This is a genomic window from Lysobacterales bacterium (assembly GCA_014946745.1).
GTDB lineage: Bacteria > Pseudomonadota > Gammaproteobacteria > Xanthomonadales > Xanthomonadaceae > Aquimonas.
This window is the reverse complement of sequence record JADCRD010000003.1, coordinates 787039-800377: the sequence shown is the minus strand read 5'-3', so window position 1 is coordinate 800377 and position 13339 is coordinate 787039. Positions and strand designations below refer to the sequence as shown.

Sequence of the window (13339 nt, the reverse complement as noted above, 5' to 3'; positions counted from 1 at the left end):
CTTCAAATGCTCCGCGACGGTCGCCATGCCGCAGCCTGCCCTGACGAATCCCGAATCCCGAATCCCGAATCCCCGCTCTCTATAATCCGCAGCTATTCTATGAGGACACCCTGAGCTGATGTCTGCTGTAGCCATGCCGCCGCTGGCGATTACCGCCCGCACCTTGACCACCGCCTGCGGCGCGGGAATGGACTCGATGCGCGAGGCGCTGGCGGCCCGCCGCAGCGGGCTGCGTCGCAATGATTTCTCCGCGCATCCGCTGGACACCTGGATCGGCCGCGTCGACGGGCTGGAGGATGTGCAGCTGCCCGCCGAACTCATGGGCTGGGACTGCCGCAACAACCGGCTGGCCTGGTTCGCCCTGCAGCAGGACGGCGTGGCGGCGCGGGTCGCCGCCCTGCGTGAGCGCTACGGCGCCGCACGCGTCGCGCTCATCATCGGCACCAGCACCTCGAGCATCGGCGCCTCCGAAGAGGCCTACACGCGCCTGGACGGCGATCGCTTCCCGGCCGATCTGCACCGCCCAATCATCCACACGCCGCATTCGCTGGGCAGCTTCCTCGCTGCGGCGACCGGCCTGCGCGGGCCCTGCGTGACCGTGGCGACCGCGTGTTCGTCCAGCGCCAAGGTGTTCGCGCAAGCGGCGCGGCTGATCCAGGCCGGCGTGGTCGATGCGGCACTCGTCGGCGGCGTCGACACCCTCTGCGGCAGCGTGCTGTTCGGCTTCAACGCGCTGGGCCTCGTCTCCACCGCGCAGTGCCGGCCGTTTGATGTGGCCCGCAACGGGCTGTCGCTGGGCGAAGCCGGCGGCTATGCGATTGTCGAGCGCGAAGGCACAGGCCCGCGCCTGCTCGGCTACGGCGAGTCCTCGGACGCCCACCACATGAGCAGCCCGCATCCCGAAGGCCTCGGCGCGCGGATGTGCATGCAGGCGGCGATCGCACGCGCGGGGCTCGCGCCTTCCGACATCGACTACCTCAACCTGCACGGCACCGCCACGCCGAAGAACGACGAGATCGAGGCCGGCGCGGTCGCGCGCCTGTTCGGCGAGCGTCTGCGCGCCAGCTCGACCAAGGCCTACACCGGCCACACGCTGGGCGCGGCCGGCATCGTCGAAAGCCTGATCGCGATCGAGGCGATCGAATCGGGCCTGATGCCCGGCACGCTCAACTGCGACGATCCGGACCCCGCCTGCGGCCCGCAGATCCTGCGCGAGAACACGCGCGGCGAAGTGCGCTACGCGATGAACAATTCCTTCGGCTTCGGCGGCAACAACTGCTCGCTGGTGTTTGGTGCGGAGGCACGCGCATGAGCGTCCTCACTGCGCTGAAAGTGCTGGGCATCGGTGCGTTTGCTGATGGCCTGCCCGACTGGAACGCGATGGCCGCGTTCGCGCGCGCCGAAGCAGGCCTGATTGAAGGCGCGCCGAAGAAGCCCGCGCCCACGATGCTGCCGGCCAACGAGCGCCGCCGCGCGCCGGACTCGGTGCTGCTGGCCCTGCGCGTGGCCGAGGCCGCCTGCGAGCACGCCGGCGCCGATCCGGCCGCCCTGCCTTCGGTGTTCACCTCCACCCACGGCGATCTGGCGATCACCGACTACATGTGCGCGACGCTGGCCAGCGCGCCGACCGAAGTCTCGCCGACCAAGTTCCACAACTCGGTGCACAACGCCGCTGCCGGCTACTGGACCATCGGCGTCGGCTGCCATGCGCCGGCCACCGCGATCTCGGCCTTCGATGCCAGCTTCGCACAGGGCCTGATCGAGGCCGCGCTGCAGATCACCATCGACGGCGGCCCGGTGCTGCTGGTGGCCTACGACAGCCCCGCCGGCGGCCCGCTGCAGCACACCTCGACGAGCGCGGGCCTGTTCGGTTTCGCCCTGGTGCTGGACCGCGCCGATGGCACGGGACTTACACTCGCCCCCCGCATGGCAACGGGCGACTGCGCCGAGGCCACCGGCCCGCTGATCGAAGCCACCGCGCGCAATGCGATGGCCCCGGCCGCGCGTCTGGCTCAAGCACTCGCCTGCGGCGAGTCGACCTGCGAACTGCCCGCCGGCCGCGACAGCCGCCTTGTGCTGGAGCTGCGACATGGCTGAGCTCGCACGCACCGCAGTGATCATTCCCGCCCTGAACGAAGCCCTGCGCATCCGCGAAGTGGTGACAGGCGCGCTGGCCTGCACGTCGCATGTGATCGTGATCGACGACGGCTCCACCGACGGCACCGTCGCCGCGCTCGCCGACCTGCCGATCACCCTGATCCAGCACGAGACTCGCCGCGGCAAGGGCGAGGGTCTGCGCAGCGGCTTCCGCGCTGCACTCACGCTCGATGTCGATGGCGTGGTCAGCATGGACGGCGACGGCCAGCACCTGGCCTCGGACGTGCCGCGTCTGGTCGCGGCGGCCGCGCAGTTCCCGAACGACATCATCATCGGCGCGCGCCTGAAGAAGCGCGCCCAGCAGCCGATCCACCGCCGGCTCGCCAACGAGTTCGGCGACTGGGGCATCGCCTGGGCCACCGGCTACCGCATCGCCGACACCCAGAGCGGCCAGCGCTACTACCCGCGCGCGGTCTGCGCGATTGCCGACGTCGCCGGCGAGGGCTTCGTGTTCGAAGCCGACATCCTGATCCAGGCCGCGCGCCGGCTGGGCATGGGCTGCGTGTCGGTGCCGATCGAATCGCGCTACGCCGGTGACGGCCTGGCCGGACAGTTCCGGCGCAGCCACTTCCGCCCGCTCACCGACCTCTACCGCATCACCTCGCATGTGGTCGGCCGAGTCTGGACCTATGGGCGCGTGGTCCGGCGCTACCTTGAGGCGCGACGCTCGCCGCCACGCATTTTTGATCCCGGCCCAGCCACCCTGCCGACGCCCGCCACACCCGTGTTCGAGAGCCGCACCGCATGAACGCCATCACCGCGCAGACAGCTGACGATGTCCTGATCCTGGGCGGCGGCCTCGCCGGCCTCACGCTCGCCCTGCAGCTGAAGCAGCGCGACGCCGACACCCGCATCCGCGTGATCGAGCGGCGCGCGCATCCGGTGCCGGAGGCCGCCTTCAAGATCGGCGAGAGCACGGTCGAGATCGCCGCCAACTACTTCGGCGACGTGCTCGGCCTGCGCGAGCATCTGGATCAGGAACACATCGTCAAGTTCGGTTTCCGCTTCTTCTTTTCCGAAGGCCACTCAGCACCGGACCGCTGCGCTGAACTCGGCGCCAGCAAATCGCTTCCGACCGGCGCCTGGCAGATCGACCGCGGCCGCTTCGAGAACTTCCTCGCCGAGCGCGCGCAGGCGCTGGGGGTCGAGTTCATCGACGGCGCATCGGTCAAGCAGATTGATCTCAGCGAAGACGACAGCGCGCACCGCGTCGAGTGGGAGCGCGCCGGCGAACGCAGCACGGCGCAGGCACGCTGGGTGGTGGATGCCAGCGGCCGCGCAGGGCTCATCAAGCGGAAATTGGGCTTGGCCGAGGACAACGGCCACAAGGCCAATGCGGTGTGGTTCCGGGTGAAGGGCATGATCGATCCGCACGACTGGTCGGCCAACGCCGACTGGCTGAGCCGCTGCACGCCGCCCGAGCGCTGGCGCAGCACCAATCATCTCGTCGGCCCCGGCTACTGGGTCTGGCTGATCCCGCTGTCCTCGGGCTCGCATTCGGTGGGCATCGTCTGCGATGCCGAGATGCACCCGCTGGAGACGATGAACAGCTTCGAGAAGGCGATGGACTGGCTGTCCGTGCACCAGCCGCGCGTGCATCAGGCCATCGAGCCGATGCGCGGCGAGCTTCAGGACTTCGCCTTCTTCCGCAACTTCTCCTACGGCTGCAAGCAGGTGTTCAGCGCGAACCGCTGGGCGCTCACCGGCGAGGCGGGCGTCTTCCTCGATCCGTTCTATTCACCCGGCAGCGACTTCATCGCGATCAGCAACACCTACATCAGCCGGCTGATCGAGAAGGACCGCGCGGACGAAGCCTGGCAGCCCTATGCCGGCGTCTACGAGCAGCTCTACTTCAGCTTCTACGAAAGCACCCTGGCCATGTACCGCGGCCAGTACGGCCTGTTCGGCGACGCCCAGCTGATGCCGCTCAAGGTGCTGTGGGACTACAGCTACTACTGGGGCGTGCTCGCCGCGTTGTTCTTCGGCCGCCGCATCGATGACCTCACGACGCTGTCGCGACTCAAGCCCGAACTGGCCGAAGCCAAGGCGCTCAACTTCGCCCTGCAGGATCTCTTCCAGCGCTGGTGCGCGGCGAATGCGCGACCGCACGCGGCGGTGGACTCCTCGGCCTTCCTGGATCAGGCGCGGCTGGGCTGGTTCGCCGAGTTGAACCGTGCGCTGCGTGATCCGCTCGACGATGCGGCCTTCAAGGCGCGGATGCGTTCGAATCTCGAGTGCCTGCGACGGCTCGCTGGCGAGTTGCTGGCGCTGGCTCGCGACACCCATCCCACGCTCGATGTGTCGGCGCTGGAAGCGCTGCTGGCGAATGCGCCCGTCGCGGATTCGAGTGACACACTGCTGACGCCGGAGTGGAAAGGCGCCGCATAGGGTGGGTTTCGACCCACCCTGCGCTTCGCTTCGGCCCCGGTGTTTCGAGCCACAGGGTGGGTCTCGACCCACCATGAGCTTCGCCTCGGCCTCGGTCCTGTCTGGTCGCGCTGTTGCGCAAAGCGAAGAGCTTTCGGTCAGCCCTTCCGCGCTCCCAAAGCATGGCCATCCATGGCCATTCCCGCGTGCGGGCTGCCCGAGTCACTTTCTCTTGAGTGGCAAAGATAAAGTAACCAAAGAGAAGGCCACCCCTCGTCCGCGCCCTCTGCGCATCCCTGCGCAGAGGGTTCGCGCGAGCCGGTCGGGGTTTTCGGACAGGCCGTCCGTGGCCTGTCGAAAACCTTTGGCCGCATCCCTGCGGCCAACCCTTCGGGCGCATCGACCGCCTCCCGCCGCCCCCCCCAGGGGCCCCGTCGAACAGCGCGGGCTCCTGCCCGCAATAGCGCAAGCCAAAGCCAAAGCAGGTGTCGAATCCAGTGTCGACGCCACCCCCAGCGACATCAGGCCTTCAACGCAAGCGCACGCATTCCACACGGTAGGTTGGCGCCGAGCCGAAGGCGAGGCCCAACGTCGCGCACTCGAATCTTGTGACAGGCATTGGGGCTGCGACGTTGGGCCTCGCTGCGCTCGGCGCCAACCTACGTAGAGCGCTTCGCCATGGATTCCGCCAGCCGCCGATTGCGGTCGGCGCGCACGAAGACTTCGTGCTCGGCAGGAACCCTCGCGTACCAGCTCTCCGCTGCTTCGAAACGCTGCTGGTCAAGCAGCGCGTTGCCAATGTTGAAGTACAGGGCGGGATGGTCTTCCTCAGGCGCCATCGACAGCGCCTTCAGGTAGGCAGTCTCGGCCCGAGTCGGGCGATTCAGCGCATCAAGGCAGCTACCAATCGCAAACCAGCAGTCGCTGTCGAGCGGATCCGCCCGCGCTGCGCGCTTGAACAGACGCAAGGCTTCACGATACCGGCCCTTGCGAAAGCACGCGTCCGCCTCCGAATACAGCGCGATGTTCAGTTCGAAGTCCACGGAGTCCGCCCTGCGCACGTCTTTCGTCCCCTCAGTCGCCGACTTTCGCCCTGGCGCAGCATTCCGGGTCGCGGGTATCAGCCTCGATCCCCAACTGCGCTCCGTCTGCGTTATCCGTCACCCCATCCCACCGTTGACCCCTATCACCTGCCCGTTCACATACGACGCGCCCTCCGACGCGAGGAAGGCCACCACCGCTGCGACTTCCTCGGGTCGACCCGCGCGCCCCGCAGGCACGGTGGCCTTGATCATCTCGGGCGGAAACGCATCCGCCGCCATGCGCCCGGCGATGACACCCGGCGCGACCACGTTGGCGGTGATGCCGCGGCTGGCCATCTCGCGGGCCAGCGACAGCGTGGCGCCGTGCAGGCCGGCCTTGGCGGCGGCGTAGTTGGTCTGGCCACGGTTGCCGAGCACGGCCGCCACCGAGGAAATGCTGATGACGCGGCCCCAGCGCGTGCGCGCCATCGGCAGCAGCAGCGGCTGGGTGACGTGGAAGAAGCCGTGCAGGCTGACGTCGATGACGCGCTTCCACTGCGCTTCGCTCATCCCGGCCATCGGCGCATCGTCGTGGATGCCGGCGTTGTTGACGATGATCTGGATGGGGCCGGTTTCGAGCATCTTCGCGGTGGCGTGGGCGCAGGCCGCGGCGTCGGCAACGTCGAAAGCGATCGCCTCGGCGGAATGCCCTGCCGCGCAAAGTTCATCGACCAGCGCCTGCGCGCGATCGAGGCCGCTGTTGGCGTGGACGTAGACATGGTGGCCGGCCTCGGCGAGTGATCGGCAGATGGCGCTGCCGAGATCGCCGCTGCCGCCAGTGACGAGGGCGCGTTTTGGGGTGGTCATGGGTAGGAGCTGGGATTGGAGTTTGAGTGATTCGGGACTTGGGGTTTGCAATTCGCCGCAGACGTTCGCCTTGCGGCGAAGGCTCAGCATCTAGCCCCTCTCCCCTTGTAGGAGAGGGGTTGGGGAGAGGGGAGATCCGCCATGCACGGGTGGAGCAGGGCCGTGAGCAGTTTCGGCGAACGATCCTACTGGGGCGGGCGGGCTCGAAACCGGGGGATCCCTAGCGCAAATGGACTCGAAGGAACGCAAGGCCAACAGCGGCCCCGCTTCGGCTCCTCGCTTCGGCTCCTCGCTTCGGCTCCTCGCTTCGGCTCCTCGCTTCGGCTCCTCGCTTCGGCTCCTCGCTTCGGCTCCTCGCTTCGGCTCCTCGCTTCGGCTCCTCGCTTCGGCTCCTCGCTTCGGCTCCTCGCTTCGGCTCCTCGCTCCGGCTTCTCGCTTCGGCTCCTCGCTTCGGCTTCTCGCTTCGGCTTCTCGCTTCGGCTTCTCGCTTCGGCTTCTCGCTTCGGCTTCTCGCTTCGGCTTCTCGCTTCGGCTTCTCGCTTCGGCTTCTCGCTTCGGCTTCTCGCTTCGGCTTCTCGCTTCGGCTTCTCGCTTCGGCTTCTCGCTTCGGCTTCTCGCTTCGGCTTCTCGCTTCGGCTTCTCGCTTCGGCTTCTCGCTTCGGCTTCTCGCTTCGGCTTCTCGCTTCGGCTTCTCGCTTCGGCTGTTGCGGGCAGGAGCCCGCGCTCTTCCACGGGGCCCCTGGGGAGCGGCGGGAGTTCGTGGATCAGTCCGCAGGGGCGGCCGCAGGGATGCGGCCGATGTTCGTGACAGGCCAGGGACGGCCTGTCCACGAACACCCACGGACTCACGCGAACCCTCTGCGCACGGATGCGCAGAGGGCGCGGACGAGGGGTGGCCTTTCTTTGGCCTACCTTTCTTTGGCCTACCTTTCTTTGGCCACGCAAAGAAAGGTAGGTCGGGCAGGCCGAAGGGCTGACCGAAAGCTCTTGCTCTTGGCTTCACCCGACGATGCGACGAAGCGAGCCCGAGGCGAGTGTGGAGCTCATGGTGGGTCAAGACCCACCCTATGGGCTTGGAGGCCCGAGGCCGAAGCGGAGCTCGTGGTGGGTCAAGACCCACCCTATGGATCGCGGCGCAGTACCGCTGCGCGGCCCGTGGCGAGCACCTCGCCCGCATGCTCGATGCGGAAGCTGCACTGCCAGCCCGCACCGCTGTCGGCGACCTCCTGCGCGTACACATCCAGCGGCCCCGGCAGCTCGTCGATGAACTCTCGGGCAAGCTCGACCCCGCGCAGCGAGACCAGAAGGCCGGGCGGCGCGCTGCGGCCCTCGCGTGCGGCCAGCAGGCCGCCGTGCACGGCCATAGCCTGGGCGCCGTATTCACAGAGATGCAGGGCCGACAGCCGGCCGTCGCAGCGCAGCGGATGTGCGGGGTCGCGATGGGCCTCGCTCTGCGCATGCAGACCGCTGTCGTCGAAAGCCAGCACGCGCTCCAGCAGGCACATGCCGCCGGCGTGCGGGATCAATCGTTCGATTTCTGCACGGGTGGCCGGCAGTTTCATGGCGCAGTCTCGGCGTGGGGTCGGCGGCTGCCGGCACGCAGCAACGCGAGTATGAATTGCACGATTCCTGCAGCGGTGGCCGGCAGCTTCATGGCGCAATCCCGGCGTGGGGTCGGCGGCTGCCGGCACGCAGCAACGCGAGTATGAATTGCACGATTCCTGCAGCGGTGGCCGGCAGCTTCATGGCGCAATCCCGGTGTGGGGTCGGCGGCTGCCGGCCAGCAGCAGGGCCAGGACGAAGTGAACGGCAACGCCCAGCGCCACCGTGCCGCCGAGCGCCTTCAGCACCGGAATGCTGGAGAACGACAGCAGGCCGAAGACCAGCGCAGTCGAGGCCACGCAGACCAGCAGCGCATGCAGGGTACGCCGCTGCTCGGCCGCGGCTTCGGCATCTGCAGCACCAGCGCTGCGCTCGAAGAACAGGGCGTAGTCGAGGCCCAACCCGGCGCCGAGGACCAGCGCAATCAGATGGAACAGGGTGAGCCCCACGCCAAACCCGTGCAGCAGGGCCAAGACCACGACACTGGACAGCACCACCGGCAGCAGCACGCGAGTACTGCGCCCGAGCGATCGCAGCGCAATGAAGACCAGCGCCGCGAGCAACACGGCGCCGACCGCCATCGCCAGCAGCACCTGCGCGCGCCAGCTCGCCGCCAGCGAATCCGCCGTGGCCTTCAGGTCGATCAGGTTGAGATCGGCATGCGCGGCGGCGAAAGCGCGCACGGCCTCGACATCGCGCAGGTCGGAGAGCTGCACCAGCGCCACCGTCTCCGCACCATCGCGGATCAGCAGGCCGGCGAGGCGAAGCTCCAGCGGCGTGCCGATCAGAGCTTCGGACGTCAGCGGCGGCAGGCCACGCGCACGCTCGATCGCGCCGAGGAAGCCCTCGAAGGCATCCGGCCGGAAGGCCAGACCCTGCTGCGCTTCCGTCAACGCCGCGCGCAGCGCGGCAGGTTCAGGCAGCGCAGCCTGGCGCGCGCGCTGCACCGCGGCCGGCGGCAGGTAGCGCGCGGCCAGCTCGAAGTGGCCGAGCGCGCCGTCCTCGACCAGACCCCGCAGGCCGGGCATCAGCTCGGCGCTGCGGGTGAGCGCAGCCTCTTCGCTGTCCGCACGCAGGGCCAGCAGCCAGCGCACGTCGGGCGCGTTCAGGGCCTGCCGCAGTTCGCGATCGCGCAGCAACAGTTCGGTGGGCACCGGCGTCAGTGCGGCCAGGCTGTCCTGCCACCAGGGGCCGGGGCGCAGCAGGGCGAGCCCTGCGATTGCCGCGATCAACAGGGCCAGCCAGCGCATGCGATGCACACGGGCCAGCATCCGCTGCAGCGCGTGCACCAGCCGCCCCTCGCCGACTTCGCGGCGCAACTCCCCCAGCACGCCGGGCAGCAGGAAGCGCGTCGCCAGCGCCGCGCTGGTCAGGCCAACCACGGTCAGCACGGCCAGCTGGCGCAGGCCGTCGACGCCAGCGAAGAAGAACACCAGATAAGCCAGCGCGCTGGAGAACGCGCCTGCGGCCAAGGTCGGCCAGATCAGGCGCGCGCTGTGCGCGGCGGGCTCGCCTTTGCGTCGATGGCTGAACAGATGGACCGGATAATCCTGAGCCACGCCCAGCAGGGTCAGACCAAAGGCAAGCGTGATGCCGTGGACTTCACCGAACAGCCAGGCCGTGGCCGAGAGCCCGAGCACAGCGCCGGTGGCCAGCGGCAGCGCGCCCAGCAGGGGCAGACTCAGGCTGCGGTAGGACAGGGCCATCAGCAGCAGCAGAGCGGCCGTGCCGATGGATCCAAGCAGGCTGGCCTCGCCGCGGGTCTGTGCCGCGATTTTCTCAGCGAACGCGCCGGGGCCGCTCACTTCGAGCGCGCCGGTCGCAGCCTCTCCCTCATCGGCCAGCACCTGCGCATGCGCGGCGCGCAGGGCGGCGAGCGCGCGGGTCTGGCCATCGGGGTCGAAGCCCGGCGAGGCGGTTTCAGCCAGCAGCAGGGCCTCACCGCGGGCGTCGCCGAACCACACGCCGTCCCGGCGCTCGGGCTCGATCGCTGGCGTCCAGGCTTCGAGCACGCGCAGGGTTTCGAGCGTGGGATCAACACGCAGCAGGGGCGCGATCAGGGCTGCGGCAGGCGAGGCCAGATCCTGCTGGCGTTGCTTCAGGGCCTCCGCCAGTGCAGGCGCCTCGAACGCGCCGGGCTGCACGGCGGGCGAGAGCAGGTAGCGGTAGTCGGCCAGGGTCTCGGGAATCGAATCGAGCCCCTCCTCGCCGTTGCCGACCCAGACGAATTCGGCGCTGTCTTCAAGCTGCTCGCGCAGCGCACGCGAGCGTTCGACGAGGACATCAGGCTCCGCGCCCGACAGCGCGACCAGCAGCAGACGCGCCCCAGGACCTTCGCCCAGCTGTTCCAGCAGAAGCCGTTGATCGGCGGTGCGCGCGGCCGGCATGAACAGACGCAGGTCTCCACTCAGCTTCAGCTCGCCAAGCGCAAGCAGGGCGATCAGGGCCAGCGCGCCCAGCCAGAGGCCCACGCGCAGCAGGCGCGCGCCGACGCTGGGTGCGCTCATTCGGCGGCCGTACCGCAGAGCGCGTCGCGCGTGACTTCATCGGCGGCGGCACGTGCGGACTCGGCCCACGGCCCCAGCCACATGCGGCTGCGTTCGTCCTCGGCCAGGTCCAGATCGAAGCAGCGCCACTCGCCGGCCACGCCGTGCAGGCGCATGCCGCGCACCTTGCGGGCGACGCGGGCGTCGGTCGGCGTGAGGTCGAGCGTCCAGCCCGCGCCGGACGGCGTGAGTTCGATCGCGAAGTGCCGTTCCAGCAGGCCGCGGTCGCCACCCAGCAGCGCGCGCAGGCTGGCCGCGAGCGCGCCCAGCTCGGGCGCGCGCTTCAGCGAGAACCGGCGCGTGCCCTGCCCTTCGCGCTGCACCTCGACGCGCTCGCCGGCGATGCGCAGGCGCTCGGGCTGCGCACCTTCGACGGTCTTGACCAGCTCATCGGCGGCCGGCTGCGACAGCTCGCCGCCGAACAGCAGGGGCTGCGTCAGCAGCGGCGAATCGCGGCGCTCGAAGTAAGCGGTGCGCGCCGGCGCCGGCTGGGCGAAGCCCGCCAGCAGGGCGTCGATCTCCGGAACCTCAGCGGTCGCCGTGAGGCTGGCCAGCAGCAGTGTCGCGGCGATGCGGATGCGCGGGGTCATCGCTTCTCCAGAAGTCGTAGAAGTTGAACCAGTTGTAGGGTGCCAGCCGCACGAAGTGCTCCAGCCGGCGAACGTAGCGCTCCTGCAGGGCGTGCAGCTTCTGCGCGCGCTCGCGCCGCGGCAGCTCGATGCCGGGGTCGAACAGCTCGAAGTGCAGGGCGTACTTCCGGCCGCCCAGATACAGGCCGAAGCAGATCAGCACCGGCACCTTCAGTGCCGCGGCGATCAAGAAATGCGCGCTCGGAAACGGTGCGGGCGAACCCAGGAAATCGATCCACTGCACCGGCTCGGCGCCTCGGGCGCGATCGACCAGCAGGCTGACCAGGGCGCCCTGTTCAGTGGCATCGCGGATCGCCAGGGTGATCGCGGTGCCGTCCTGGGCGGCATCGATCACGGTCTCGGCGATGTCGGGGCAGAGCGCTTCCAGCAGCTGGGTCACGGTGGCGTTCTGACCGCGATCCATCACCACCCGCACGGTCACGTCGGGGCGTTCGCGGGAGAGCACGCGCAGCGCCTCGAAGCTGCCGTGGTGCGAGCCGAACAGCAGCACGCCGCGGCCGAGATCGATCTGATCGTGCAGCTCCTTCAGCCCGGTGATCTCCAGATCGAAGCGGCGGAACTGGCCGGAGAGCATGAACACCCGATCGAGGATGGTCGACGCGAACGCATGCACGTGGCGAGCGCAGTCCCACAGCGTGGCCGGTCGGCCCAGCACGCGCTGCAGATAGGCGCGGGACGCACGCCGCTCGGGCCCGCGCACGATCAGGAAGTACAGGGTGATCGGAATCAGCAGCGGCCGCGACAGCCAGCGGCCGCCGTAGCGGGCGATGCTGCGGATCAGCCAGATCGCGAAGCGCCCGCCGCCCTCGGGGCGCTGCTGCCATTCGGCCTCGCCAGCGCGGCTCATGGCGGATAGACGGACACGGGATCCGCGAACACCAGCTCGCCGCTGGCGATGACATCCTCGCCGCGCAGCACGCGGAAGCGCAGACGCTCGCCGCGCGGCTCGAACTCGACCGTCGCGTCCTGCTCGGGCAGCAGGGGCGCTGCGAACTTCACCTGCGGCAGCCGCAGCAGCGCGCGCGTGCCGAACTGCGCCCGTGTCAGCGCCAGCACTTCATCGAGCACGACCACGCCAGGCACCACCGGCTGGCCGGGGAAGTGGCCGGGCAGACACGGATGCTCTGCAGCAATGCGGAAGCCGCTCATCCGTTCGAGCCCGCAGCGGCATCGCTGCCGCGCCAGAACGCGGGCCCGAGCCGGCCCACGCGCTTCATGAAGCCGAGAAACCCGCCGTAGTCGCTGTGCGGGAAACGCCGGCTGCGATAGGCGTACTCACCGACAAAGACGAGGGCCACGATCAGGTAGTTGAGCAGGTTGGCGAACAGCGACCACAGCGCCAAGGGCACGGTCAGCGGCGGAGCGACACCGAGGCTGAGCAGGAGGCCCTTGGGCTCGGCGAGCAGGCCCAGCACCGCGTTCACCGCGGCCAGGCCCAGCAGGATCCAGGCCCAGGCCCGCGTCCACGCACGCGCGTAGGCCGGCACGGCGGGATCGTGCACCTGGCCATCATTCAGAGCCCGCACGATGCGCTCGATCAGCGGCATACGGCCCGGGGCAAGGCTGCGCGCGAAGTACAGGCCGATAGCGAGGTTGAACAGCACCGGCGGCAGCATCAGCGGCAGATGTGCATGCCCACTCGCGTACAGCAGCGCAAGCACGGCCGCGCCCGCCGCAAAAAGGGCGAGCGCCAGCGCGGGCTTCGCTCGCAGCGGCAGGCAGACGAGGATCAGCAGGCAGGCGACGGCCGCCGTGGCGAGTTGCAGCGAGGCGGTCACCGCCGAGGCATGCGCCAGCAGGGGAAACGCCAGCGCGAGTGCGATCGGCAGCAGACGGCTCACACCGTGCGGTGCTCTTGCACGTGAGCCGACAGCGCGCCCAGCGAGCCGAAGATGCGGCGGTTGTCGGCGTTGTCCGAACGCAGCTGGAAGCCGTACTTCTTCGAGATCGCCAGCGCGAGTTCGAGCGCGTCGATCGAGTCGAGGCCGAGGCCGTCGCCGAACAGCGGCGCGGCAGGGTCGATCGATGCAGCCTCGATATCCTCAAGGTTCAGGGCTTCGATCAGGAGTTCGGCGAGCTCGCGCTCGGCGGGCGACTGGTTCGACATGGGGCGTGCATCCTTGGGCCT

At 69.2% G+C, this 13339-nt stretch carries 13 protein-coding genes; 4 read left to right on the top strand and 9 right to left on the bottom strand.

All coding sequences use genetic code 11. From position 1 onward, the window contains the following. Window positions 1-133 precede the first annotated feature (133 nt). From H4O13_19090 to H4O13_19075, 4 genes are read left to right on the top strand one after another with little or no spacing between them, the layout of a single operon-like run. Window positions 134-1312 carry a beta-ketoacyl-[acyl-carrier-protein] synthase family protein gene (locus tag H4O13_19090; GenBank protein MBE5317504.1) on the top strand — a complete coding sequence of 393 codons (1179 nt, stop codon included), beginning with the start codon at window positions 134-136 and terminating at the stop codon, window positions 1310-1312. Further along, window positions 1309-2097 carry a beta-ketoacyl synthase chain length factor gene (locus tag H4O13_19085; GenBank protein MBE5317503.1) on the top strand — a complete coding sequence of 263 codons (789 nt, stop codon included), beginning with the start codon at window positions 1309-1311 and terminating at the stop codon, window positions 2095-2097. Before H4O13_19090 ends, H4O13_19085 begins: the two co-directional genes overlap by 4 nt. Further along, complete coding sequence (locus tag H4O13_19080; GenBank protein ID MBE5317502.1) at window positions 2090-2905, top strand: glycosyltransferase family 2 protein; 816 nt, start codon at window positions 2090-2092, stop codon at window positions 2903-2905. The genes H4O13_19085 and H4O13_19080 overlap by 8 nt, the downstream gene beginning before the upstream one ends. Beyond that, window positions 2902-4545, top strand: a complete 1644-nt coding sequence (locus H4O13_19075; GenBank protein MBE5317501.1) for a tryptophan 7-halogenase — start codon at window positions 2902-2904, stop codon at window positions 4543-4545. The genes H4O13_19080 and H4O13_19075 overlap by 4 nt, the downstream gene beginning before the upstream one ends. Before the next feature lie 638 nt (window positions 4546-5183). Here H4O13_19075 and H4O13_19070 read toward each other — a convergent pair. From H4O13_19070 to H4O13_19030, 9 genes are all read right to left on the bottom strand, one after another. Further along, window positions 5184-5567 (bottom strand): tetratricopeptide repeat protein, encoded by a 384-nt coding sequence (locus H4O13_19070; protein MBE5317500.1) that lies wholly within the window; start codon window positions 5565-5567, stop codon window positions 5184-5186. Between the two features lie 117 nt (window positions 5568-5684). Beyond that, window positions 5685-6413 (bottom strand): 3-oxoacyl-ACP reductase FabG, encoded by a 729-nt coding sequence (gene fabG, locus H4O13_19065; GenBank protein ID MBE5317499.1) that lies wholly within the window; start codon window positions 6411-6413, stop codon window positions 5685-5687. 1121 nt (window positions 6414-7534) lie between these two features. Continuing rightward, complete coding sequence (locus H4O13_19060) at window positions 7535-7975, bottom strand: phosphotransferase (GenBank protein MBE5317498.1); 441 nt, start codon at window positions 7973-7975, stop codon at window positions 7535-7537. Between the two features lie 180 nt (window positions 7976-8155). Beyond that, window positions 8156-10522, bottom strand: a complete 2367-nt coding sequence (locus H4O13_19055; protein MBE5317497.1) for an MMPL family transporter — start codon at window positions 10520-10522, stop codon at window positions 8156-8158. Then, complete coding sequence (locus H4O13_19050; protein MBE5317496.1) at window positions 10519-11151, bottom strand: outer membrane lipoprotein carrier protein LolA; 633 nt, start codon at window positions 11149-11151, stop codon at window positions 10519-10521. Before H4O13_19050 ends, H4O13_19055 begins: the two co-directional genes overlap by 4 nt. Continuing rightward, a complete protein-coding gene (locus H4O13_19045; GenBank protein MBE5317495.1) occupies window positions 11090-12058 on the bottom strand; it encodes an acyltransferase in 969 nt (322 codons plus the stop codon). The genes H4O13_19050 and H4O13_19045 overlap by 62 nt, the downstream gene beginning before the upstream one ends. After that, window positions 12055-12360, bottom strand: coding sequence for a hypothetical protein (locus tag H4O13_19040; GenBank protein ID MBE5317494.1), 306 nt, complete (start codon window positions 12358-12360; stop codon window positions 12055-12057). The genes H4O13_19045 and H4O13_19040 overlap by 4 nt, the downstream gene beginning before the upstream one ends. Continuing rightward, window positions 12357-13052, bottom strand: coding sequence for a ketosynthase (locus H4O13_19035; protein MBE5317493.1), 696 nt, complete (start codon window positions 13050-13052; stop codon window positions 12357-12359). Before H4O13_19035 ends, H4O13_19040 begins: the two co-directional genes overlap by 4 nt. After that, a complete protein-coding gene (locus tag H4O13_19030) occupies window positions 13049-13318 on the bottom strand; it encodes an acyl carrier protein (GenBank protein ID MBE5317492.1) in 270 nt (89 codons plus the stop codon). Before H4O13_19030 ends, H4O13_19035 begins: the two co-directional genes overlap by 4 nt. Between the last annotated feature and the right edge of the window lie 21 nt (window positions 13319-13339).

Excerpts from the sequence above, each read along its gene's own strand:
- H4O13_19055 (MBE5317497.1), bottom strand. The coding sequence starts at position 10,522 with ATGAGCGCACCCAGCGTCGGCGCGCGCCTGCTGCGCGTGGGCCTCTGG.
- H4O13_19090 (MBE5317504.1), top strand. The coding sequence starts at position 134 with ATGCCGCCGCTGGCGATTACCGCCCGCACCTTGACCACCGCCTGCGGC.
- fabG (MBE5317499.1), bottom strand. The coding sequence starts at position 6,413 with ATGACCACCCCAAAACGCGCCCTCGTCACTGGCGGCAGCGGCGATCTC.
- H4O13_19060 (MBE5317498.1), bottom strand. The coding sequence starts at position 7,975 with ATGAAACTGCCGGCCACCCGTGCAGAAATCGAACGATTGATCCCGCAC.
- H4O13_19050 (MBE5317496.1), bottom strand. The coding sequence starts at position 11,151 with ATGACCCCGCGCATCCGCATCGCCGCGACACTGCTGCTGGCCAGCCTC.
- H4O13_19085 (MBE5317503.1), top strand. The coding sequence starts at position 1,309 with ATGAGCGTCCTCACTGCGCTGAAAGTGCTGGGCATCGGTGCGTTTGCT.
- H4O13_19075 (MBE5317501.1), top strand. The coding sequence starts at position 2,902 with ATGAACGCCATCACCGCGCAGACAGCTGACGATGTCCTGATCCTGGGC.
- H4O13_19040 (MBE5317494.1), bottom strand. The coding sequence starts at position 12,360 with ATGAGCGGCTTCCGCATTGCTGCAGAGCATCCGTGTCTGCCCGGCCAC.
- H4O13_19045 (MBE5317495.1), bottom strand. The coding sequence starts at position 12,058 with ATGAGCCGCGCTGGCGAGGCCGAATGGCAGCAGCGCCCCGAGGGCGGC.
- H4O13_19030 (MBE5317492.1), bottom strand. The coding sequence starts at position 13,318 with ATGTCGAACCAGTCGCCCGCCGAGCGCGAGCTCGCCGAACTCCTGATC.
- H4O13_19080 (MBE5317502.1), top strand. The coding sequence starts at position 2,090 with ATGGCTGAGCTCGCACGCACCGCAGTGATCATTCCCGCCCTGAACGAA.